The sequence below is a fragment of the Nocardiopsis sp. TSRI0078 genome (assembly GCF_001905145.1).
In the GTDB taxonomy this organism is placed as follows: Bacteria; Actinomycetota; Actinomycetes; order Streptosporangiales; family Streptosporangiaceae; genus Nocardiopsis.
In genome coordinates this window covers 356,542-378,292 of sequence record NZ_LWLB01000035.1, presented here as the reverse complement: position 1 = coordinate 378,292, position 21,751 = coordinate 356,542, and the positions used below count along the sequence as shown (strand labels likewise).

Sequence of the window (21,751 nt, the reverse complement as noted above, 5' to 3'; positions counted from 1 at the left end):
TTGTTCACGGAGCTTGCTCGCTGTGATTCGCCCTGGTGGGGGTTGGAGTCTGGTGGGTGGTGGTTTCCGTGGTGGTTATTGCTGGAGGGTCACACCCGGTCTCTTTCCGAACCCGGTCGTTAAGTCTCTTTGCGCTGATGGTACTGCCCTGTGGTGGGGTGGGAGAGTAGGTTGCTGCCACGGTTTTTCGTGAAGGGGGGGTCGCTTGTGGGCGGCCCCCTCTTTTTTTGTGTCTGTGCTTGTGCGTGTGTGAAAGCGGGTGTTTTGTTGCTGGGTGCCCTTCCCGGGGGCGGCCCGCGGCTGGACGCTCTACGGGTGCGTGGTTGCGCGCTGTTGGGCGTTCTCCCCTGAACCCCGCTGGGGTTGTGCGTCAGCCTGGGCTCTACGGGGTGCATGGTGGCTCGCTGCCGAGCGCTCTACCTCAAACCCGCTGGGGTGACCCGCCCCGGTTGCCTGCACGGGTGCGTGGTTGCTTGAGGCCGGTCCGCCCTCCGGCGTGCGTGTCCCGTGCGGTGTGCGGTCACCGCTGGGGGCTTGCCGGTGAGGGGCACTGCTTTCGGCTTCATCACCCCCTGGGGTGGAACGCCATGGTGGGCTCTACGGGTGCACGGCCGGGGACGTGCGGAAGGCTCTGCCCACACTGGGCCGCTGCGCCTTCTACAGGGTCTCCGCCTGGGCGTGCAGGTCGGCGGCCTCGATCTCCTCGCGGGTGATGCCGAGGATGAACGCGATCGTGTCCAGGTAGGGCACGTTCACCGAGGTGTCGGCCTGCTGGCGCACGACCGGCTTGGCGTTGAAGGCCACGCCCAGGCCCGCGACCTGGAGCATGTCCAGGTCGTTGGCGCCGTCGCCGACCGCCACGGTCTGCTCCAGGGGCACGCCGGCCTCCGCGGCGAACCGCTCCAGAGTGGTCGCCTTGCCCTTGCGGTCGATGACCGGGCCGACCAGCTCGCCGGTCAGCTTGCCGTCGACGACCTCCAGGGTGTTCGCGGCGGCGTAGTCCAGGCCCAGGCGCTCCACGAGCACGTCGGTGATCTGGGTGAAGCCGCCGCTGACGATCCCGAACTCGTAGCCCAGGCGCTTCAGGGTGCGCACGAGGGTCCGTGCGCCCGGGGTCAGCTGGATCTCCTCGCACACCTTCCCGATGGCGGAGGCGTCCAGGCCGTTCAGCAGCGCGACGCGGCGGCGGAGCGACTCCTCGAAGTCCAGCTCCCCTCGCATGGCCTCCTCGGTGACCCGGGCGACCTCGTCCGCGCAGCCGGCGTGGGCCGCCAGGAGCTCGATCACCTCGCCCTGGATCAGGGTGGAGTCCACGTCCATGACGATGAGGTGCTTGCCGCGCCGGTGCAGGCCGCTCTGTTGCACCGCGACGTCCACCCCCTGGGTGGAGGCCTCCATGGCCAGCTCGGCCCGCAGCTGGTCGGCGTCGCCGCCGGAGATCTCCATCTCCACGGAGGTCACCGGATAGCTGGACAGGCGCTCGATCCGGTCGATGTTCGCGCCCGCGCGCGCCACGCACGACGTGATGGCGCCCAGGGCTCCGGGGCGCAGCGGGTCGGCCAGGACGGTCACGTGCAGGTGGCCGGGCCCGAAGGCGTTCACACGGCCGCCGCCCTCGCCGTAGCCGACCTCCATGTCGAGGTCGATCGCGGTCTTGTCGAGCGCACCGCGGACCTCCTCGAAGACCCGTCGGCGGCTCACACCGGGAGCCACCCGCTCGTCCACACCGAGGACCGCGCCCAGCACCAGGCGTCCCGCGAGGACCACCTGTTCGAGGTCGACGATGGTCACCGGGAAGACGGAGAGGGTGCTCAGAAGACGGGCGCTGATGCCCGGACGGTCGTGTCCGGTCACTGTCACCAACAACGTGGATGTCTCATTCATGGCGCCACCCACGGTACTCGGCCCGGGTGCGGAGAGGTCGGGCAGGGCGTGCTCTTTTCCCAGCTAGTCCACTATGTGGACAGCTGGAGGTCACCTCTTCTTCTTCCTGCGCTTGGGACCCTTCGCCTTGATGTCCACCCCGCCCAGCATGCAGGTGCCCGTCAGCCGCACGACCGGGGCGTTCGGGTCCGTGACCTGGTCCGTCTTGTGCACGTCCGTACCACCCAGGATCGCCGACGTGTTGTTGATCACCCTGACCCCGTGCGGCACGGTGATGTCCACCCCGCCCAGGATCACCGCGACCTGGATGGTCACCTCGTGCTGGCTGAGCACCGCCTCGCGCAGGTCCAGCTCGACCCCGCCGCACAGCACGGACACGTTCGTCCGGGGCTCGACCAGCCAGCGGCCCTTGCGCTCGCAGCCGCCGAACACCGCGACCAGGTTCTCCGAGCCCTTGCTCTGCCCGGCCAGGTCGCGGGCCTCGCTGCCCAGGACCTCCATGCCGCTGGGCGCGTCCGAGCGCCGCTCCATGGAGGCGTAGCCGTAGCCGGGGGTCGGCAGGTCCTCCACGATGGGGGCGAGTTCGCCGACGGTCTTGGCCCTGTACAGGGTGTCCAGCCGCTCCTCGTGCTCCACGGGGGTGAGGCGTCCTTCCGCCAGGGCCTCACGCAGCCGTTCGGCGACCTTGTCCCGGTCCGCGTCGGAGGCTCGGATGTGCTCGGGCTGCATGATGACGGGTCTCCTCGTGTTCCATCCGTGGGGCCGGGGTCTCGGCCTGCCACACATCCAGTATCGGCGCCGCCCCGTCCCCGTGGATCAGGTATCTCCCCTGGCATTACCCGGAGACTCCCCCTACCGGCTCTCCCCGGCGCTTCGGGAGGGTAGGGCGATCGCCGCGTGCGCGGCCACCAGGGCCCTGCGTACCGCGGAGTCCAGCCGCCGCAGGGCCTCACTCCGGGCCGAGACCTGCTGGGCGCTCATCCCCCGGCCAGAGGACGGCTCGGCCAGCTCCACCACCTTCGCGAGCCGCTCGGCCTGCGCCGCCACCCGGTGGGCGCGCGGCGGGTACCCGTGTGCCAGGGACGGCGTCTCCACGCCCCCCAGTTCGTCCAACCGGCGGTGTACGCCCGGCGCGAACGACGCGATGTCGTCCACGCCCTCCATCAGCCCGGCGACCTCGATGAGGGTGAGTTTCAGGGCCTGCTCCGCCTCGGCCAGGCCCGGTACCTGGGGAGGGGCGTCGTTCGCCGGATACGGTGTCCAGGCGACGCCGACATAGGATGAACCACGCCGGTCGGCGGCGGGCACCAGGCCCACCTGCCGGTCGGCGAGCTGCATCAGCACCCCCTCCTGCGCTTCGATGGCGGCCTGGTTGAGTTCCTTGGGGCCCACCAGCCCGAGGGGATCCCCCCAGGCGGGCAGCGCCAACCGGAACGCGGACAACCCCAGACCACGAAGCCGTGCCAGTGCGACCCGCAGCGGCACACCGCTGTCGAAGGGCAGGTCGGCTGCGGGTACTGTCCCGATCAGGCTGGGGCCGCCACGCCGTTCGACGGCGTCCACGGCGTCGTCGAGTCCGACGTGTCCGGACAGCCAGGCGTTGCCCCAGGCGACGAGTGGTGCGGACGTGAGATGCATTGCTTCAGGGTAGGTCGGCCCGTGCACCGGCGTGGGACGTGATGTGAGGGAGGACGATGGACGGGCGGGTTCTGGGCCTGAGCGGGGTCACGGTTCGACGGGGTGACGCCGACCTGCTGGACGGCGTGGACTGGACGGTGCGTGAGGGGGAGCGCTGGGTGGTCCTCGGCCCCAACGGAGCGGGGAAGACCACACTGCTGAACGTGGCGTACAGCCAGACGCACCCCACCAGGGGAGAGGTGGAGATCCTCGGCGAGAGGCTGGGCCGGGTGGACGTGTTCGAGCTGCGTCCGCTCATCGGCTACGCGGGCGCCTCGGTGGCGTCGCGGATCGAGGAGGACACCGAGGTCCTCGACGTCGTGTTGAGCGCCGCCTACGGCTACGTGGGGCGCTTCCGCGAGGAGTACGGGAACCCGGACTACGGCCGTGCGCGCACCCTGCTGGGCCACTGGGGGGTCGGCGACCTGGCCGACCGCCGCTTCCACACCCTGTCCGAGGGCGAGCGCAAGCGCGTGCTGATCGCCCGTGCCCTGATGGCCGACCCCGAGCTGCTGCTCCTGGACGAGCCCGCCGCCGGGCTGGACCTGGGCGGCCGCGAGGACCTGCTGCGCAGGCTCGGCAACCTGGCCCGCAACGAGGCCGCGCCCTCGCTGGTGGTGGTCTCCCACCACGTGGAGGAGATCCCCGCCGGGACCACGCACGCGCTGCTGCTGCGCGGGGGGTCGGTGGTACAGGCCGGCCCGATCGACGGGGTCCTGACCGCCGAGCACCTGTCGGAGACCTTCGGCCTGCCGCTGAAGGTGGAGCGCGACGGCGAGCGCTGGAGCGCGCGGGCCGTCTGATCCCTCTCCCCGCCCCTTACTTATGGGGTTGCGATAAAAACAGAAAGATATTGTCCTTAAACAGGATTTCTGTCCGAATGTGGTCGCCCCAACGCATATGGGGTAGCGTCAGCGCTCGGTGGGGGATCGCTCTATTTCGGCGCGCTTTATGATCTTCGGGTGGGCGGGGCCGCCGGTACGCGGTCCGTGCCCGCGCCGCCCTGTCACCCCCGTCAGGAGATCCGGAGCCGCCCAGATGCCGATGCTGAACGCCGCCCCCCGTCCGGAGACCGGGGTGGGCCCATGACCATGATCATCATCGTGGCGCTTTTCGTCGCCGTCCTGTTGCTCATCTTCTGGCGGAGCGTGCGTATCGTTCCGCATTCGATGGAGGACGTCGTCGAGCGCTTCGGCAAGTTCCACCGGACGCTGAGTTCGGGTTTCAACGTCGTCATCCCCGGAGTGGACCAGGTGCGCGAGCGGATCGACCGCCGCGTCCAGGTCGTGAGCTTCCCGCCGCAGTCGGCCATCACCGAGGACAACCTCGCGGTCGAGGTCGACTCGGCGGTCTACATCCGGGTCGTGGACGCCTACCGGGCCACCTACGAGGTCGCCAACTTCATCCAGGCCGTCGAGCAGCTGACCCTGGCCACCCTGCGCAACGTCATCGGCGGTATGAACCTGGAGGGCACGCTCACCTCCCGCGACGAGATCAACCGCGAGCTCAAGACGGTGTTGGACGAGGCCACCCGCGACTGGGGCATCGAGATCAGCCGCATCGAGCTCAAGGGCATCGAACCGCCCTCCTCCGTGCAGGAGGCGATGGAGATGCAGATGCGCGCCGACCGGGAGAAGCGCGCCCAACTGCTCAGCGCCGAGGGCGAGAAGCAGTCCGCGGTGCTGCGCGCCGAGGGTGAGCGCTCGGCGGCGGTGCTGCGGGCCAGGGGCGCCGCCGAGGCGCAGGCGCTCACGGCCAAGGCCGACGCCGAGGCCCAGACGATGCGGGCCCGCGGTGAGGCCGACGCCATCCACATGGTGTTCAAGGCCCTGCACACCAGCCGGGTCGACCCGGACGTGCTGGCCTACCACTACATCCAGAAGCTTCCGGAGATCGCCCGGGGCGACTCCAACAAGGTGTGGGTCGTCCCCTCCGAGATGGGCCAGGCCCTCCAGGGGGTCGGTGCCGCCTTCGACCGGCTGCGCGAGGAGGTGGTCCGGGTCCCCTGACCCGGGCGCCGAGTGATCGCCGAGGACGGGGCCCGCGACCCGCGGGCCCCGTCCTTCGCGTTCGGCGCATCCCGGCGTGAGAGCCGCGCAGTCCGTCCTCGTAGGCTGTTGTCGCCCTCGAACTCCGGGGAGCCACGGACCAGGAAGGCCGGGGATGCAACTCTGGGAAGCGGCGCTCATCCTCCTCGCCGGTGTGGCCGCGGGCGGGATCAACGCCATCGCGGGGTCGGGGACCCTGTTCACCTTCCCCGTGCTGCTGGCCCTGGGCTATCCGCCCATCACCGCGACCATCTCCAACAGCATCGGCCTGGCCCCCGGGACGCTCAGCGGCACCATCGCCTACCGCCGGGAGCTGGCCGACCAGCGCGCCCGGGTCCTGCGGCTCGGCAGCATGTCCTTCCTCGGAGCGGTGACCGGCGCCCTGCTGCTGATCTACCTGCCGCCGGGCGTGTTCGAGGTCGTGGTGCCGTTCATGATCGGCTTCGCCTGCGTGCTGATCATCCTCCAGCCGCGGATCACGAGCTGGATGCGCGCCCGCGGGCCCGCCCGCAGGAACGGCGGTCCGCTGCTGCCGCTGGGCATCTACGCGACCGGGACCTACGGCGGCTACTTCGCCGCAGCCCAGGGGATCATCCTGATGAGCCTCCTCGGCACCGCGCTGGACGACGACATCCAGCGGCTCAACGCGCTGAAGAACGTGCTCACCACCATCGTCAACAGCACCGCCGCGGTGTTCTACATCGTGCTGGCCTCGCCCGCCTGGCCGGTGGTCGGCCTCATCGCGGTCGGGACCGTCGTCGGCGGCTACCTCGGCGCGAAGTTCGGGCGCAGGCTCAGCTCGGCGGCGCTGCGCACGTGCCTGGTGCTCGTGGGCATGTCCGCGGCGGTCCAGCTCGTCATCGGCCGGGTCTGACCCCTCGCCCGGACGGGGTCAGGAGCTGAAGTAGCCCCGGCGGTCGGCGTCGTCCACCAATGCGGTCGCGTAGGCTCCGAGCGCCTCCGACCCCTCCTGGATCAGCTTGACCTTCTCCATCACCTGTGCCCGGGTGATGCCGAAGCGCACCCAGGTGCCGCCCTCGTTGTGCCAGTTGGCGAGCATGGGCGACAGCCGGTCGACCGCGCGGGCGAAGCGGGCCTCGGGCGTGGAGCGCGCCTCGAACTCCTCCCAGAGCTCGCGGGCCCGCTCCGCCTGGTCCTCGGGCAGCAGGGGGAAGATGCGGTCGGCCGCGGCGCGCTCGCGTGCGGCCTGGGTCTCGGTGCTGACCCTGTCGAAGAGGAACGTGTCCCCGGCGTCGATCTCCACGATGTCGTGCAGTACCAGCATCTCGACGACCCGGTCGATGTCGGTGCCCTCGGGCGCGTACTCGGCGAAGGTGCGGGCGGACAGCGCCAGGTGCCAGGAGTGCTCGGCCGAGTTCTCGCGGCGGGAGCCGTCCACGAGGAGGCACTGCCGCAGGATGCGCTTGAGTTTGTCGACTTCCAGAAGGAAGCGCAGTTGCGCGTTCAACCGCTCGTTGTCGACCCCGCTGGCAAAGACCGGTGCCGGTTCCGTCACGTGGTTCGCCCTCCTGAAGGATGAGTCGAAACGGTCAGGCGGACCGCTCGGAGCGGTCGCCCCTGGATGATCCCATGGAACGCGTACCGACTGTCGCGGCGGCGTCCGCCAGGAGGACGCGGGAGGAGGCGGCGGGGTGTACGCGATGAACGGTCGGTGTTCCCGCCGGGGCGGGCCGCGGGCCGTGGCCCGGCCGGTCCGGCCTAGGCCTCCCCGGCGCCCCGGACCTGCGAGGAAGACGTCAGGTGCAGGTGGAACCACTCGGTCAGCGCGCGGTCGGTGAGGACTCCGGCCGGGGTGAGCGGACCGGGGCGGAGGCCGGGTTCGGGGCCGATGGAGTGGGCCAGGTCGGGTACCACGATGTGACGGAGCGCATGCTCGGGGACGTGGGCGGCCAGGGCGTCGTGCAGGGCCCGCCCGTGCTCGGGGGGTACGACCTCGTCCCGGCCCCCGCTGACGACGAGCAGGGGGACGCCGTCGCGGGAGACCTCCTCCGCGCGGCTGCCGAAGTCCAGCCAGCCGCGTGTGTTCCAGGCCTGCTCGGTCCACTCGTAGTGGGCGCCGGTGTGCCTCTCGCGTGCGGCGATGACCAGGGCCGGGTCCACGACCGGGTTGATGACCGCGGCGGCGCTGACGGGCAGGTGCCCCTCGGCGAGGTTGAGCAGGACGGCCGAGGCCCCGGCGCCCACGCCGACCAGGCCGACGGGGGCGTCGGTGACGGGGAAGGTGGAGCGCAGTTCGGCGGTGACACGGTGCAGCTCGGCGGCCGCCTCCTCGACCACCGGACCGAACAGTTCGACGAGGTAGTCGCGTTCGCCGCGCCGGTTGACCTCGGCGACACCGCCCTCGGGGAGTCGGGCTCCGAACAGGGGGAGGCCGAGGTAGACCCGCCAGGCGGGGAGCGGCGCCATGGGCGCGGTTCCGGCGAGGGCGGCCTCGGCGCGGGGCGGCTCGAAGGCGTGCAGGCCGAGGACGAGCGGGGCCGGGACGTCACCGTTGGCGGGTGGCAGGGCCAGGAAGGGTACTCCGGCGGCGGTCCCGGTGACGGGCTGGGAGAGGGTGCCGGCGTCGGCTACCACGGATGGTCGCCTCCGTTGTGTCGGGAGAAGTGGGACAGGTAACTGCTGACCAGGCGCTTGGCCTCGTGGACGAGGGCGGGGTCGCCCTCGGGGTCGTCCCGGAAGGCGAGCTTGAGCACGGCGTCGGCGGATTCGACGGCGACGTGGAGGGCCCGGTCCAGTTCGTCGTCATCGGGGATGCCCGTGACGGAGACGATGATCTCGCGCAGGCGGACGGAGATGACGCGGTTGTTGTCGGCGCCTCCGCTGAGGAGGCGGGGGTCGACGATGTCGCCGAAGTGCAGGCTGCGAAAGCCCGGCACGTGGCGGTGCATGTCGACGTACTCGTCGACGACGGCGTCGACGGCGTGGGTCCAGTGGCTGAAGGAGGCCTCGGCCAGGCGTTCGGTGACACGCGAGCCGAACTGGTCGAGGAAGCGCAGGCCGAGCGCCTGGGTGATGGCCTTCTTGTCCGGGAAGAACTGGTAGACGGAGCCGATCGCAACCCCGGCGCGTTCGGCGATCCTCGTGGTCGAGAGGTTGTCGTAGCCGACCTCGTCGAGGAGTTCGGCGCAGCAGTCGAGCATGCGCTGGACTCGGAGCATGCTGCGCTGCTGGGCGGGCAGCCTTCGCAGGGGCGCCTGGGCGAAGGCCAGTTCGTCGTGGGCGGCACCGGCCCGTCCACCGGTCTCGCGTGACGCGCGGTTGTTCCCCGTGCTGCCTGGGGACTGTCGCGACCTCGGGGGCGTTGAGCTTCGGGAATGTGTCGTCACGGCTCCTATGATGCCTTTCTGGAATCACCTGGTTCCGGGGAAATTCCAGTTTCGTGCCAAGGTCCCATGGAAGCAGGGGCTTGTGACTCTTGTGCGGCCGGGGATCCGGCTGTGTACGAGAACGATGCCCGATCTGCCTGGATAGCGCTTTCCAGATGGGTTCTGGCATGGTTGGATCGGGTTGACGCAGCGTACGCACCCTCCTGGAGGCTGAGCCATGACCACCGCCCCGGACACCACACCGGAGGAACTCGACTCCGTCCTGGAACGGGCCGCAGCGGCGGCTCCGCTCCTGGCCGCCCTCGCACCGGCCGAGCGCGCCCGCCTGCTGCGTGCCGTCGCCGACGCCCTGGACTCCGCCGCCGACGACCTCGTGCCGATCGCGATGGAGGAGGCACACTACCCGGAGGCCCGCTGCCGGGGCGAGTTGGGCCGCACCACCTTCCAGCTGCGGCTGTTCGCCGAGGTCCTGGAGGACGGCTCCTACCTGGAGGCGGCCGTGGACCCCGCCGACCCCGAATGGGGCACCCCGCGCCCGGACGTGCGCCGCCTGCTGGTCCCGCTCGGACCGGTGGTGGTGTTCGGGGCGAGCAACTTCCCGTTCGCCTTCGCCACCGCCGGAGGGGACACCGCCTCCGCCCTGGCCGCCGGATGCCCGGTGGTCGTCAAGGCCCACCCCGGGCACCCCCGGCTGGCCCGGCGCACCGCCGAGACCGTGGTCGCCGCGCTCGCCGGCGCCGGGGCCCCCGAGGGGACCTTCGCCCTGGTCGAGGGCCTGGAGGCCGGCAAGCGCGCGGTCACGCACCCGCTCACCCGGGCCGTCGGCTTCACCGGTTCCATCCCCGGCGGACGGGCCCTGTTCGACCTCGCGGTCTCCCGGCCCGACCCCATCCCCTTCTACGGGGAGCTGGGCAGCGTGAACCCGGTGTTCGTCACCCGCGGAGCCGCCGCGGCGCGCGGCGAGGAGATCCTCAGCGGTTACGCGGACTCGGCCGCCATGGGCGCGGGCCAGTTCTGCACCAAGCCCGGGGTGGTGTTCCTGCCCGAGGAGGCCAAGCTCGACGCCCTCGTCGAGGACTTCTCCGCGCGGGCGGCCGCTCCCCTGCTCAACGAGCGGGTCACCGAGGGCTTCGTCCGGAACCTGGACGCCCTGAGCGCCCACCCGGCCACCGAGGTCCTGGTGCAGGGGAAGCGCACCGGTGACGACTGGACGCCGTCCCTGCTGCGCACCGACCTGGACTCCCTGCTGGAGAACGCCGACACCCTGCTGGAGGAGTGCTTCGGTCCGGCGACCCTCGTGGTGACCTACTCCGACGAGCGGCGGCTGCTGGAGGCGGCCGGGGTGTTCGGGGGCCAGCTCACCGTCACCGTGCAGGGCGAGGAGGACGACGAGATCGCTCCCGCCCTGCTGGCCCTGGGCGCGTCCCTGGCCGGACGGGTGCTCTGGAACGGATGGCCGACCGGGGTGGCGGTCACCTACGCGATGACCCACGGCGGCCCCTACCCCGCGACCACCGCGCCGCTGCACACCTCGGTGGGCACCAGCGCGATCCGGCGCTTCCTGCGCCCGGTCACCTACCAGTCGGTCCCGCAGTCGCTGCTGCCCCCGGAGCTGCGCGACGACAACCCGCTCGGCGTGCCGCGCCGGGTGAACGGCGGGGCGCCCTCCGCCTGACCGCCACGGGGCCGGACGCGCCGGTGCGCGCGTCCGGCCCGTCCGGGCGGTGCCGCGGTTCACGGACGACGACGTGGTGGTGCCGGGGCCGGCGGTCCGACCGGCGACGTCACGACAGACGTCAGGAACCGCCTGCCAGGGCCTCGCCGCAGGTGGGAGGTCGCGTACCGAAGAGCGCGGGGACGACGAACCCCCGCGGTCACCGCGCCCGGCCTTCGTCGGTGTACCTGTCATAGGCCTCGTGGAAGGCCTCGGCCCGGTGCTGCTTCCTGGCCGCTTCGGCCGGGTGCCACCAGGCGGAGCACAGGCAGAGGACGAGGATGACGGAGTGGAGCGTACTCCCCGGAGTGAGACCCTCCGTCACCAGGTTCCGGGCGGCCATGGTCCCCACGAACAGTGCCGTCACGGCCAGAAAGGCCGTCCAGGCACGCGGGTACCGAACATCGACCTGCCTCAGCGCCTGCTCGGCCAGGATCCTGGCCAGCCGGTTGGTCTCGGGATCCCGACCGAGCCCTCCCTCCTCGACCAGTCGTTCGGCCGTGGCCACGCGGACCGGGTCCGCGTCGGCGGGCAGGGGACGGCCACCGTTGACGCGGCGTGTCTCCCAGGCGCCGAGTTCACTGGTGAGCACCGTCAGGCCGACGGCCGCGAGCAGGCCGGTACCGGCGTAGACGAGGGTGTCCACGTGGGATTCGGTGATCGCGACGGCCAGGCCCAGGAAGAGCAGCCACACGAGGAGCACGAGGAAGCCGAAGGTCAGGTAGGTGAAGGCCCGCGGGTTGTTCTGCGCACGGACCATGTTCCGTGCACGGGACACGGCGAGGCGCGACGGGAGGTACGGAGGTGGGGGTGGAGGCTGGGGGCCATCTCCCCACCGTATCCACGCCCGCTTCTGACGGACGGGTGTGAGCTTGGCCGGAAGGGCTTTGGGGCGGCTTGCGTGCGCGCGTAGCCTCACGCCATGGACATCCACGCCATCCCCGCCGACGTCGAGGCCCTCGTCAGGGACCTGCCCAAGGTCGAACTGCACGTCCACCTCGAAGGGTCGATGCCCGCTGACACCCTGTTCGAGCTGGCCCGCAGACACGGGGAGCGGGACGTTCCCGGCAGCCTGGAGGAGCTCCGGGACTGGTACGCCTTCACCGACTTCCCGCACTTCGTCGAGGTCTACCTGGCCTCGGTGCGGACCCTGCGCGAGGAGGGGGACTTCGCCCTCCTGGTGTCGGCGGTCGCCGAGAGCCTGGCCGCGCAGAACGTGCGCTACGCCGAGGTGCACGTCAGCCTCTACGCCCACCTGATGCGCGGGGTACCCGCCCGCGTGGTCTTCGACGGGATCGAGGAGGCGCGCCGCGCGGCCGAGGCCGAGCACGGCATCCAGTTGCGGTGGATCCCCGACTTCCCCGCCGACTTCGGTCTGGAGAGCGCCGAGGCGACCGTGGACGCGGTCCTGCGCGAGGCGCCGCCCAGCGTGGTCGGCTTCGGCGTCGGCGGGGTGGAGACACCGCTGGAGCAGTACGCCGGGGTGTTCGGCCGGGCCCGCGCCGCCGGGCTGGCCAGCCTGCCGCACGCCGGTGAGCACGGCGGCCCCGAGCGGGTGCGCGAGGCCCTGGACGCCCTCGGCGCCGAACGCATCGGCCACGGCATCGACTCCATGCGGGACCGGGCACTGGTCGAACGCCTCGCGGAGGGGCGGATCCCCGTGGACGTCAGCCCCACCTCCAACCTGCGCACGCGCGCGGTACGGCGGCTGGAGGAGCACCCGCTGCCCCGCATGCTGGAAGCCGGACTGCTGGTCACCCTCAACAGCGACGACCCCACCATGTTCGGCACCGACCTGACCAACGAGTACCGCGCCGCCCACCGGCTGGGTCTGGGGGCCGCCGACCTGGTGCGGCTCGCCGCGAACGGCGTGCACGCCTCCTACCTGGGCGCGGCCCGCCGCCACCGGCTGCTGGCCGAGATCGCGGAGGTCGCCGAGCGCCACGGGGTCGACACGGTCGGGACGCCCTCCCCGGTGTAGGGGCCGGGTGCCCGCGGACTCCTTCCCGCCTGGACGGGGGAGCCCGCGGAACCGCCTACGCGGGCGAGTCGGTCAGCGGGAGCCCGCACTCGGTGCGCATGTCCAGCCAGGTCTGCTCGGCCGCATCGGCCGCGGCGCCCTCGTAGGGCACGGGGACGCCGCCCTGGATCTGCGCGGGGGTCCAGTCGGCCTGGGTCACGCTGCCCTGGTCGAAGGTGAGGGTGAGCACGCCCGTCTCGGCGGTGGGGCCGTCGAAGTTGTAGAAGACGAAGTTGCTCAGCCCGTAGTGCACGTAGGAGTCGCCCATGAACCCGCCCGGGGACAGCACGTGCGCGTGGCCGCCGACGACGGCGGAGGCGCCCGCCTCGACCAGTTCCTCGGCGAGGGTGGGCGCGTGCGGGAGCGGGCAGTGCGCGCGCTCCAGGCCCCAGTGCAGGAAGACCACCACGTTGTCGTGCTCGGCGGCGGCCTCGGAGACCGCGGTGAGCATCCGCTGCTTCATCTCGCCCTTGGTGGAGGCCATGCCGGGCTTGCCCTCGCCCACCGTCCACGCGGACATGAGGTGGTCGTCCAGGACGTCGGTGGCGCCGAACATCGCGACGCTCTGGCCGTTGACCTCGGCGACGTGGGGGCTGTACGCCTCCTCGATGTCGCGTCCGGCGCCGACCAGCTGGACGGGGGAGGCCTCGGCGCTCTCCAGGGTGTCGGTCAGGCCGTCCACGCCGTAGTCCATGCCGTGGTTGTTGGCGATGGTGGCCACGTCCACGCCGGCGGCGTCCAGGGCCTCCAGGGCGCTCGTGGGCGCGCGGAACACGTACTGCTTGCCGGGGGCGGGCGTACCGCCCTCGGTGATGGCCGTCTCCAGGTTGACCATGGCCAGGTCGGCGGCGGAGAGCTGCTCGGAGATCGGGCCGAGCGCGGTCTGGGGGTCGGCCAGGCGCGGCTCGATGACGCCGTCGAACATCACGTCGCCGCCGAAGGCGATGGTGAAGGGCTCACCGGCCGGCTCGGGCTCGGTGCTGGGTGAGGTCGGAGCGGTGGACCCGTCGCTGGAGGCGACCGCACCCTCGTTCTGGGACGGGGTCTCCTCATCGCCCGCGGAACAGGCGGTGAGCAGGAGAAGCAGGGCCGCGGCGCTGACCGAGAGCGTCGTACGCGTGCGGGGATGCGGGAGTACAGGGTGCATGCATGCTCCAGTAGGGCGGGGGAAACGGGGGGCATGTCCTGGTGTTAGGACGCGCTTTACGCGTTTCCGGTTGGCCGTCGTGACTGGATGGATGCCGGGTGGGCATCCCGAGCCGTCACCGGGAATGGACACGGGCGTGCGGTGCGGTGCCGAGAGCTCCGGTACCGGGTCCCGGCGCCGACGGGACGTCGGCTGGGATGGTCCGCCGACTCGGGTTCGACGGTGTGCCGGGTCCAGGGTACGTGCACATGACCAGCGCTTTTGCTGCTTTTGGTAGGGGCTGAAGACGCGTGCGGCGCGGGGAATGCCCGTGGTTGAGGGGTTCGCGTGCACCTGGGCGGCGAGCACGCGCGGGCAGGCCGTCTTCTCGGGTCACGTACACCCGCGTCCTGCTTCCGGGCGGCCCGCCGCCTCCGGCGGTGCCGGGCCGCCGGAGCCCTCCTTGCCGAGGCCGTGCCCGGTCGGGTCCCTCGCGGACCCGGCCGATATCTTCGCTTTTCGGGTCTTGTTCGCATTCATGCCATAAAGGACATTCTTCGCATGCAGGGAAAGTCCGACATGTAGTTCAAAGTGCCAGAGGGTGGTCGTCGAGCGAATATACGAACCTGCTTCGTTGGTTCGTTTGGCGGGTTTACCCGGAAAATTTTCTTTTCGAGCATGCACCTTGTGTGTTCGATCAGTTGCCGTGTGTTGCTGGTGACACTCCTGTGAACTGCGGTCATGACGATGTGCGTCGCTATGATTGCAAAGAGTATTTGCACTGGAGAAGAGCATTTTCCGAAAACGCCTGCGGGCTCCCGGTGGCTTGCTAACGTTCGATCCGTTGGCGGTTCCACGGAACGTACTTCGAACCGGGCCGCGACTTCACACACGCGGGTCACCCCGCCGTCGCACCGCTTTCTCCGGTGACGGACCCGCCCCGCCCGTGGTCCACGGGACCGCGTCCACTGACGCGGGCACCGGTCCCGCCATGGCACAGCGTCACAACCGACGCGATCCCCAGGCTGTATCCGTGAAAGGTCACATCCGCACATGCGCAACACACTCCGTTACTCCTTCGCCACCGTCATGACGGCGGGACTGGTCGTCGCCCCCGTCGCGGCGGCCTTCGCCGACACCTCCACCGACGGTTCCGGCGGTATCGGCAGCGGAAACCAGGTCGTGGTGCCCGTGGACGTCGAGGCCGACCTGTGCGGCAACTCGCTCGCCGTCCTCGGCATCTCCCAGGCCACGTGCACGCAGGTCTCGGAGGTCCTCTACGAGGCCAGCGGCAAGGGCGACACCTCCACCGACGGTTCGGGCGGTGTGGCCAGCGGGAACCAGATCATCGTTCCCGTGGACGCCGCGATCGACGCCTGCGGCAACGCGGCCGCCGTCGGCGGTGTCTCCAAGGCCGAGTGCGTCGAGGTGGTCGAGGTCCTGGAGGAGGAGAGCGCCGACGCGCCCCGGACCACCACCGACGGTTCGGGCGGTGTGGCCAGCGGGAACCAGATCATCGTTCCCGTGGACGCCGCCATCAACGTCTGCGGCAACTCGGTGGCGATCCTGGGCGGCTCCAGCTCCAAGTGCACCACCATCATCAACATCATCCAGGCCTCCCCCGAGAACGAGGGCGGTGGCGCCTCCACCGACGGTTCGGGCGGTGTGGCCAGCGGGAACCAGGTCGTGGTCCCGGTCGACGCGGCCGTCGACATCTGCGGCAACGCCGTGTCCGTGCTCGGTATGGCCGAGGCCTCCTGCCTGGAGGTCATCTCCGAGGAGGAGAAGCCGGAAGGGGAGAAGCCCGAGGAGCCCAAGGAGCCCGAGGAGCCCAAGGAGCCCGGCGAGGAGAAGCCCGAGGAGCCCAAGGAGCCCGAGGAGCCCAAGAAGCCGGAGGAGGAGAAGCCCGAGGAGGACGGCTCCGGCACCGGGGACGACAAGCCCTCCCCCGAGCCGCAGGCCGACGAGCAGCTCGCCGTGACCGGCGGCGCCCTGACCGGCCTGGTCGCCGCGGGCATCGCCGCGGTCGGCGCCGGCGGCGCGGGCCTGTACTTCGCCCGCAAGCGCAAGGCCGGCGCCGCGGTGGGCGACGAGGAGTAGCGGGGAGCAGCGGGAACCGCCCCCGGATCCACGCGGGGCCGCCGGACCGGCGGCCCCGCACGCGTGTGCGGGGGCCGAGCGGGACGGTCCCGGGAGGCGGCCGCCGGAGCGGAGCCGCCCCCGCCCGGGGTGCTGGCGAACGGCACGGGTCAGGGCCGGTGCGAGGCGGCCGGAAGCGTCTCATAACCTCGAAGACGTGCTCAAAGTCCTGTTCTCGCAACGCATGCTGGCCTTCCACGCGCTGGTGCTGGTGATCGTGCCCAGCTTCGTCTGGCTGGGCTTTTGGCAACTGGACCGGTGGGAACAGCGCAGCGCGTCGGTCCGCCTGCAACAGGGCAACCTCGCCGCCGCCCCCGTGCCGGTCGCCGAGCTGACGGGCGTCGGCGAGAACGTCCGCCCCGCCGACCGGTGGCGCACCGTCGAGGCCACCGGTACCTGGGACACCGAGCGCGAGCTCCTGCTGCGCAACCGCGACGGATCCGGGGGCGTGGGCTTCCACGTGCTGACCCCGCTGGTCACCGAGGAGGGGCCCGCCGTCCTGGTCAACCGCGGGTGGGTCGAGCGCGGGGAGACCGCCCTCGACCAGCCCGAGGTGCCGCCCGCGCCCGAGGGCACCGTGGAGGTGGCCGGGCGCATCCACTACTCCGAGACCGAGGAGAACACCGGGCTGAGCAACCGCGACGGCCTGCCCGAGGGGCAGATCATGATGGTCGACGTGGACATGATCGCCGGGGGGCTGCCGTACCCGGTCTACGGCGGGTACGTCGAGCTCACCGACCAGGAGCCGGTGCCGGACCCGGCGCCCGAGCCCGTCGCGCTGCACGAGCTGGACTCCGGCATGAGCCTGTCCTACGCCGTGCAGTGGTGGGTGTTCACCCTCGTGGCCGTCGGCGGATGGGTCTTCCTCGTCCGCCGCGAGCTCAGCGACGCACGCGAGGCCGCCGCGGGGGCGGAGGCGGCCGGAGACGGCGGGGGACACGCGGAGCGGCCCGAGGACGGAGAGCCGGAGAGCACGGGGCGGCCCGGGAACACCGCCGGGGAAACGGTCTAGGGGGCGTGGCGGTGCACGACGAGGACGGCTATCCGGCCCCGGGCCGGGTCGAGCGCCGCGCGGTGGACGCCCGGGAGAGCGCCCGCGCCGGGCGCACATGGTGGGACGGCGCCGCCGACGCCTACCAGCAGGAGCACGGCGCCTTCCTCGGCGACGCCGAGTTCGTGTGGTGCCCGGAGGGGGTGACCGAGGACGAGGCGCGCCTGCTCGGGGACCCGGAGGAGCTCCGGCGGGTCCGGGTCCTGGAGGTCGGCTGCGGTGCGGGCCAGTGCGGCCGGTGGCTGCGCGCCCAGGGCGTGCGGGAGGTGGTCGGGTTCGACCTGTCGCTGCGCCAGCTCCAGCACTCGCGCCGGATCGACGAGCAGACCGGGCACGTGCTCGCCGCCGTGCAGGCCGACGCCCAGAGGCTGCCGTTCGCCGACGCCTCCTTCGACGTGGTGTTCTCGTCCTTCGGGGCGTTTCCCTTCGTCCCCTCCGCCGAGGACGCCCTGGCCGAGGCCGCGCGGGTGCTGCGGCCGGGAGGGCGGCTGGTGTTCTCGGTGACGCATCCGATCCGGTGGAGCTTCCCGGACGACCCCGGCGAGCACGGGTTCACCGTGCACCAGTCCTACTTCGACCGCCGCGCCTACGTGGAGGAGGACGACGACGGCAACGCGGTCTACGTGGAACACCACCACACGGTGGGCGACTGGGTGCGCGGGATCGCCCGCGCGGGCCTGGTGTTGCGGGACATGGTCGAGCCGGAGTGGCCCGAGGGGCTGGACCGGGTGTGGGGCGGCTGGGGGCCGGTGCGCGGCCGGATGATCCCCGGTACCGCGATCTTCTCGGCGGACAGGCCCTGAGCACCCCGGCGGCGTGAGGGCGTCCGGGTACGGGGGCCGAACGCGGGCTCCGGTGAGGCGCCGCCGCGGGACCCGGGCGTCCATCGCCCACACTCCTCCTGGCCGGGGGCCGGGGGCCGGGGTGAGCGGCTGAAGCGGTCCCGGCGGGTGCGGCCATGCGCCCGGTCCCGGCCGCCCCCGGATCCCCGCCCTGCGACGCGTGGCCGGAGGGCGGGGACGGCTGCCGTCACCGTAGGGGGGACCACCGTTCGATCCGGATGCGGTCCCCCGGCCCGCGGGACCGACTACACCAGGACGAAGGAGAAGTCCCGTTTGGTCCTGCGGTTCGGCGGGATGTCGATCCTGACCCGGCGAACGACCTCGCTCCGGCTGAGGCCCAGGCCCCGGGCGATGAGGCGTTCGGGGCGGACCGGCACGGGATCGTCGAAGGCGACCGCGACCCGGAGGGGCCACGGACCCTCGGGCACCGGAGGTGCGTGGAGTTCCCAGCACCCGTCCCAGTCGAGCGTGAACCGGTTGCGCCGGGCGGTCGACGGGTCGAGGAGGGTGTCCGCGACGAGGGCGGGCGCGTTGGCCGTGTACCCGGCCAGAAGGCCGGCGGGCAGGGAGCGGACCGCGACGCGGTCGTGGACGGTGAGCTTGCCGGTCCGGCCACACGAAACACAGTTGACCAGGAGCCAGACGTCGAGGAGCTTGCCGTTGGCGTTGACGCGGAACCTGCCGTCACCGGTGCCGGCGCGGTCGGAGGGGCAGTCCACGCACGGGAGGGCGAGCAGGGGCAGGCGGGTGCGCCGCACGGCCCAGGGCAGCACGGTATGAGGATGTGAGGACAAACGCGATCTCTCTCAGGACCTGACGAAGAGCATGGGGAGGAGAGCCGACGGCGTGGTCGGCGACCGATGCGCGGGGAAGTGTCAGATCTAAAGAGCGGGGGGCGTCATGCGCGCTGAATCCTCACGTTGGGGAGGCACCAAGGTAGGGGAGCGCCGTCCGCCGGGTCCACCCGTTTTCGCGAACGCCGTCGGCAGGACGGTCCTGGTGCGTGCGAACGCCCCTCAGACGGGCTCGCCCAGGTACTCCGGCGGCACGGCGGCCACCAGCCACACGCCGTTGCCGGTCACACGGAAGACGTGGCCGTCGTCGTGCATGCGTCCGGCGGCGACGGTGAGCACCACCGGCGCGCCGCGACGGGCGCCCACCCTGCGGGCGGTCTCCGCGTCCGGGGACAGGTGGACGTCGTGGCGCCTCATCGGACGCAGCCCCTCGGTGGTGATGGCGGGCAGGAAGCGGCCCACGGTGCCGTGGTGGAGCAGGGCCGGGGGCGTGCGGGGTTCCAGCCCCAGGTCGACGTCGACGGAGTGCCCCTGCTGGGCGCGGATGCGGGTGCCGTCCGGGCTGAGGACGAAGCGCCGCTTGTCGTTGGTGTCGACGATCTCCCGCAGGGCCTCGCGGCTGAGGCGCGTACCGCTCCGTCGGCAGCCCGCGAGGAGTTCGTCCACCCCGGCCCAGCCCTGCGGGTCGAGGCGTATCCCCGCCCTGCCGGGGTCGTGGCGGAGCACACGCGCCAGGAACTTGGAGGCGCGCACGAGTTCTCTCTGGTTCATGGCATCGATGGTCCCGCGTGGGAACACCGGGGTACCAGGGATTTTCGGTCCGATGAGGGTTCCGGCCCCGGAGGGGAGAACACCTTGGCGCATCGGGCGCGGGGGAGAGCATGCTCGCGGCCGCCGCCCACCTGTGCGGCGATGCGTTCGCGGGGACGTTCGAGCGGGTGGTGTGCGCGGTCCTGGACCGCGAAGAGGCGGTGCGCAGGCCTTCGGGGAGGTGCTGTAGCGGCGCGCCGGTGGGGATTCGGGGACGTTCGAGCGGGTATCGCGGACCAGGCACCGCATCGGCGCTCCAGAGCCGAAGGAGTCCCAGAGTGACCGACGCCCGTGTCCGAACCGCCCGCCCTTCCGACCACCCGCGCATCGTGGCGGTCTGCGACGACTGGTGGGAGCGCCCCGTGGCGCACATCCTTCCCCGGCTCTTCCTGGACCACTTCCACTCCACCAGCCTCGTCGCCGAGCGGGGAGGGGAGTTGGCCGGGTTCCTCGTCGGCTTCCCCTCGCCGTCCGTGCCCGAGGAGGCGTACGTGCACTTCGCGGGGGTGGCGCCGGAGCACCGCAGGACGGGGCTGGCGAGCCGGCTGTACCGCCGGTTCACCGACGGGGCGCGGGCCGACGGGCGCACGGTGGTCCGGGCGGTCACGTCGCCGGCCAACGAGCGCTCGATCGCCTTCCACCGCTCCCACGGGTTCGGGGTCACCGGTCCGCACGCCGACTACGACGGCCCCGGAGCGGACCGGATGGTCTTCACGCTGCGCCTCGGGGAGTGAGGCTCCGGGCCGCGTATGATCCGGGCTATCCGGATGTGGAGGAGGCACGGTGCGGCTCAAGCTCGACCTGCACGACATCTTCAACAGGGGCCGCGACATCGACCGGGCCCTCAGCGACATCATGGACGAGGCCGAGCGCACGAAGGCCCGGACGGTGGAGATCATCCCCGGAAAGGGGTCCGGACAGTTGAAGAAGCGGGTCCTGCGCTTCCTCGACCGCAAGGACGTCAAGGCCCGCTACCACCGGGTGGAGAAGGACTCCAAGAACTTCGGCCGGCTGTTCATCCACTTCCGGCACTGACGCGAGGGGCGGCCCTACCACGCGGCCAGGGTCGCCTCCGCCCAGGCACGAACACGCTCGGGGTGGCGGTCGGCAGGGAAACCGCCGTCCACGGCGACTTCGGCGATGGTGACCGCGAACCCCGTGGGGACTCCGGGATGGGGAACGGCGCCCGTGCGCTCTCGCTGACGTGCCCGGTGGGAGTTGGCGCGTCGGGCGCGCTCGGTCAGCCGTGTCGCCGCCTCGGCTCCGCCCTCGACGTAGGCTCGCAGGAGCTCCAGCGGAAAGCGGTGCGACCCCTGGGCGAGCGAGGACGGATGCTGGAGGCGGTAACACGCGACGGCGACACCGTGAAGCGGTCCCCAGGGCTCACGGCGGGAGTGGTCCAGGGCCAGCAGCCGTCGGAACAGGTCGCCGCACGGGGTGTCGCCGACGGCTCCGCATTCCGGGCACGTGTCCATGCCCGGATACTTCCGCACGCGAGCCGGGAACGCGAGTCGTTTTCGCGCGGCCGTCGACGAGGCGGGCGATGACTCTCTGGGTGCGGATGAGCGCCGTGAGGTGGAGGAGGCGATGAGCCTGGTCTACGGTGCCGGAGAAGCCCAGGCCAGGAATCGGAACGAGGTGGCGTGAGCACCCGTGTGCCCGTCTACGGCACGGGGATGCTCATCGCTCTGGCGGCGCGCAAGGCCAAGGCGGTCCGGAGGTATCGGGGGCTCGCACGGTCCCCGCACCGTCCCGCGGTCCCCGGTCCTGTCCTGGCTCAGGTATGGCGTCCGGATCCGGCGACCGTGCACGCCATGAGCGCGGTCCTGAAGGAGTGCACCGTTCCCCGAGCCCGGTCGTCTCCGGCCGCGTTGAGGCCCACCGGCGCGGGGCAGGCGGAGTGCATCGCGTGTGCGACCGCTCCGGACATCACCGACTGGCGGCGTATCGGCGCGGTCCTGGGCGTGGTGGCCCTCCCGGCGAAGAAGCGCCCGGACGCGGTGGACGCCCTCGTCGCCTGGACGGCCGTGAAGCACCGTGGTGCCGTGGTGTTCACCAGTGATCCGGGGGACGTCGCCGCCTACGTGGACGCGATCGGTACCGACGACGTGCACCTGGTCGTGGTATGAGTCCCGTGGCTCGGTCGCACGCTTGACGAAGGTGTGGTCCTCGGAAAGAGCCTCGGCCGCCTGTTCGTCCACTTTCGGCACGGGCACCGGCGGTGGCGGCGTTCGGCGACCGGACCGGTGGGGAGCACGGCAGCGGGACGGGTCCCCGGCCCGTTCGGGGCCGGGGACCG

General features: G+C 71.6%; 23 protein-coding genes and 1 rRNA gene. 13 read left to right on the top strand and 11 right to left on the bottom strand.

Features of this window, described 5'->3' with window-relative positions; genetic code table 11:
- Positions 1 to 67 precede the first annotated feature (67 nt).
- Positions 68 to 183, top strand: a 5S ribosomal RNA gene (rrf, locus tag A6A08_RS24680).
- 474 nt (positions 184 to 657) lie between these two features.
- On the opposite strand, the gene serB is transcribed toward rrf, so the two are convergent.
- The 3 genes from serB to A6A08_RS24665 form a co-directional block, all read right to left on the bottom strand.
- Complete coding sequence (gene serB / locus A6A08_RS24675; protein ID WP_073705020.1) at positions 658 to 1,884, bottom strand: phosphoserine phosphatase SerB; 1,227 nt, start codon at positions 1,882 to 1,884, stop codon at positions 658 to 660.
- Between the two features lie 90 nt (positions 1,885 to 1,974).
- On the bottom strand, positions 1,975 to 2,613 hold the full coding sequence (locus A6A08_RS24670) for a DUF1707 domain-containing protein (protein ID WP_073705019.1): 639 nt from the start codon (positions 2,611 to 2,613) through the stop codon (positions 1,975 to 1,977).
- A gap of 123 nt (positions 2,614 to 2,736) precedes the next feature.
- On the bottom strand, positions 2,737 to 3,522 hold the full coding sequence (locus A6A08_RS24665) for a hypothetical protein (RefSeq protein WP_073705018.1): 786 nt from the start codon (positions 3,520 to 3,522) through the stop codon (positions 2,737 to 2,739).
- A 56-nt stretch (positions 3,523 to 3,578) separates the two neighbouring features.
- Here A6A08_RS24665 and A6A08_RS24660 point away from each other — a divergent pair, with 56 nt between their 5' ends.
- The 3 genes from A6A08_RS24660 (at position 3,579) to A6A08_RS24650 (ending at position 6,483) form a co-directional block, all read left to right on the top strand.
- On the top strand, positions 3,579 to 4,364 hold the full coding sequence (locus A6A08_RS24660) for an ABC transporter ATP-binding protein (RefSeq protein ID WP_073705017.1): 786 nt from the start codon (positions 3,579 to 3,581) through the stop codon (positions 4,362 to 4,364).
- A 282-nt stretch (positions 4,365 to 4,646) separates the two neighbouring features.
- Complete coding sequence (locus A6A08_RS24655) at positions 4,647 to 5,570, top strand: SPFH domain-containing protein (RefSeq protein ID WP_073705016.1); 924 nt, start codon at positions 4,647 to 4,649, stop codon at positions 5,568 to 5,570.
- Positions 5,571 to 5,724: 154 nt separating this feature from the next.
- Positions 5,725 to 6,483 carry a sulfite exporter TauE/SafE family protein gene (locus A6A08_RS24650; RefSeq protein WP_073705015.1) on the top strand — a complete coding sequence of 253 codons (759 nt, stop codon included), beginning with the start codon at positions 5,725 to 5,727 and terminating at the stop codon, positions 6,481 to 6,483.
- A gap of 18 nt (positions 6,484 to 6,501) precedes the next feature.
- Here the strand turns inward: A6A08_RS24650 and A6A08_RS24645 are convergent, their stop codons facing one another.
- From A6A08_RS24645 to A6A08_RS24635, 3 genes are all read right to left on the bottom strand, one after another.
- Entirely contained in the window at positions 6,502 to 7,125 is a 624-nt protein-coding gene (locus A6A08_RS24645) for an HD family hydrolase (RefSeq protein WP_073705014.1), read from the bottom strand.
- Positions 7,126 to 7,328: 203 nt separating this feature from the next.
- Entirely contained in the window at positions 7,329 to 8,204 is an 876-nt protein-coding gene (locus A6A08_RS24640; RefSeq protein ID WP_073705013.1) for a S9 family peptidase, read from the bottom strand.
- Complete coding sequence (locus tag A6A08_RS24635; RefSeq protein WP_073705012.1) at positions 8,198 to 8,788, bottom strand: TetR/AcrR family transcriptional regulator; 591 nt, start codon at positions 8,786 to 8,788, stop codon at positions 8,198 to 8,200. Before A6A08_RS24635 ends, A6A08_RS24640 begins: the two co-directional genes overlap by 7 nt.
- A 385-nt stretch (positions 8,789 to 9,173) precedes the next feature.
- Here A6A08_RS24635 and A6A08_RS24630 point away from each other — a divergent pair, with 385 nt between their 5' ends.
- Positions 9,174 to 10,631, top strand: a complete 1,458-nt coding sequence (locus A6A08_RS24630; RefSeq protein WP_073705011.1) for an aldehyde dehydrogenase (NADP(+)) — start codon at positions 9,174 to 9,176, stop codon at positions 10,629 to 10,631.
- Between the two features lie 199 nt (positions 10,632 to 10,830).
- Here A6A08_RS24630 and A6A08_RS24625 read toward each other — a convergent pair whose 3' ends face one another.
- Positions 10,831 to 11,430: a hypothetical protein gene (locus A6A08_RS24625; RefSeq protein ID WP_083609260.1), complete on the bottom strand. Its 600-nt coding sequence runs from the start codon at positions 11,428 to 11,430 to the stop codon at positions 10,831 to 10,833.
- 162 nt (positions 11,431 to 11,592) lie between these two features.
- On the opposite strand from A6A08_RS24625, the gene add reads away from it, so the two are divergent.
- Positions 11,593 to 12,651 (top strand): adenosine deaminase, encoded by a 1,059-nt coding sequence (gene add / locus A6A08_RS24620; RefSeq protein ID WP_073705009.1) that lies wholly within the window; start codon positions 11,593 to 11,595, stop codon positions 12,649 to 12,651.
- 55 nt (positions 12,652 to 12,706) lie between these two features.
- Here add and A6A08_RS24615 read toward each other — a convergent pair whose 3' ends face one another.
- On the bottom strand, positions 12,707 to 13,837 hold the full coding sequence (locus A6A08_RS24615) for a CapA family protein (RefSeq protein ID WP_073705008.1): 1,131 nt from the start codon (positions 13,835 to 13,837) through the stop codon (positions 12,707 to 12,709).
- Positions 13,838 to 14,869: 1,032 nt separating this feature from the next.
- On the opposite strand from A6A08_RS24615, the gene A6A08_RS24610 reads away from it, so the two are divergent.
- The 3 genes from A6A08_RS24610 (at position 14,870) to A6A08_RS24600 (ending at position 17,809) form a co-directional block, all read left to right on the top strand.
- The gene (locus tag A6A08_RS24610) at positions 14,870 to 15,916 is read left to right on the top strand and encodes a chaplin family protein (protein WP_073705007.1); all 1,047 of its coding nucleotides are present in this window, start codon (positions 14,870 to 14,872) and stop codon (positions 15,914 to 15,916) included.
- A 196-nt stretch (positions 15,917 to 16,112) separates the two neighbouring features.
- Complete coding sequence (locus tag A6A08_RS24605; protein WP_073705006.1) at positions 16,113 to 16,967, top strand: SURF1 family protein; 855 nt, start codon at positions 16,113 to 16,115, stop codon at positions 16,965 to 16,967.
- Positions 16,968 to 16,978: 11 nt separating this feature from the next.
- Positions 16,979 to 17,809: a class I SAM-dependent methyltransferase gene (locus tag A6A08_RS24600; RefSeq protein ID WP_073705050.1), complete on the top strand. Its 831-nt coding sequence runs from the start codon at positions 16,979 to 16,981 to the stop codon at positions 17,807 to 17,809.
- Between the two features lie 284 nt (positions 17,810 to 18,093).
- On the opposite strand, the gene A6A08_RS24595 is transcribed toward A6A08_RS24600, so the two are convergent.
- Positions 18,094 to 18,621: a DUF1062 domain-containing protein gene (locus tag A6A08_RS24595; RefSeq protein ID WP_199867030.1), complete on the bottom strand. Its 528-nt coding sequence runs from the start codon at positions 18,619 to 18,621 to the stop codon at positions 18,094 to 18,096.
- Positions 18,622 to 18,864: 243 nt separating this feature from the next.
- On the bottom strand, positions 18,865 to 19,413 hold the full coding sequence (locus A6A08_RS24590) for an RNA 2'-phosphotransferase (protein WP_073705004.1): 549 nt from the start codon (positions 19,411 to 19,413) through the stop codon (positions 18,865 to 18,867).
- 317 nt (positions 19,414 to 19,730) lie between these two features.
- Here A6A08_RS24590 and A6A08_RS24585 point away from each other — a divergent pair, with 317 nt between their 5' ends.
- Positions 19,731 to 20,186, top strand: coding sequence for a GNAT family N-acetyltransferase (locus A6A08_RS24585; RefSeq protein ID WP_073705003.1), 456 nt, complete (start codon positions 19,731 to 19,733; stop codon positions 20,184 to 20,186).
- A gap of 49 nt (positions 20,187 to 20,235) precedes the next feature.
- Positions 20,236 to 20,487 (top strand): Smr/MutS family protein, encoded by a 252-nt coding sequence (locus A6A08_RS24580; protein WP_073705002.1) that lies wholly within the window; start codon positions 20,236 to 20,238, stop codon positions 20,485 to 20,487.
- Between the two features lie 14 nt (positions 20,488 to 20,501).
- Here the strand turns inward: A6A08_RS24580 and A6A08_RS24575 are convergent, their stop codons facing one another.
- Positions 20,502 to 20,927, bottom strand: a complete 426-nt coding sequence (locus tag A6A08_RS24575) for a DUF5946 family protein (protein WP_073705001.1) — start codon at positions 20,925 to 20,927, stop codon at positions 20,502 to 20,504.
- Between A6A08_RS24575 and A6A08_RS28435 the strand changes: the two genes are divergently transcribed.
- Positions 20,920 to 21,099 carry a hypothetical protein gene (locus A6A08_RS28435; RefSeq protein WP_143181832.1) on the top strand — a complete coding sequence of 60 codons (180 nt, stop codon included), beginning with the start codon at positions 20,920 to 20,922 and terminating at the stop codon, positions 21,097 to 21,099. The two genes, A6A08_RS24575 and A6A08_RS28435, sit on opposite strands and share 8 nt — an antisense overlap.
- Positions 21,096 to 21,581 (top strand): hypothetical protein, encoded by a 486-nt coding sequence (locus A6A08_RS24570; RefSeq protein WP_073705000.1) that lies wholly within the window; start codon positions 21,096 to 21,098, stop codon positions 21,579 to 21,581. Before A6A08_RS28435 ends, A6A08_RS24570 begins: the two co-directional genes overlap by 4 nt.
- Positions 21,582 to 21,751 lie beyond the last annotated feature (170 nt).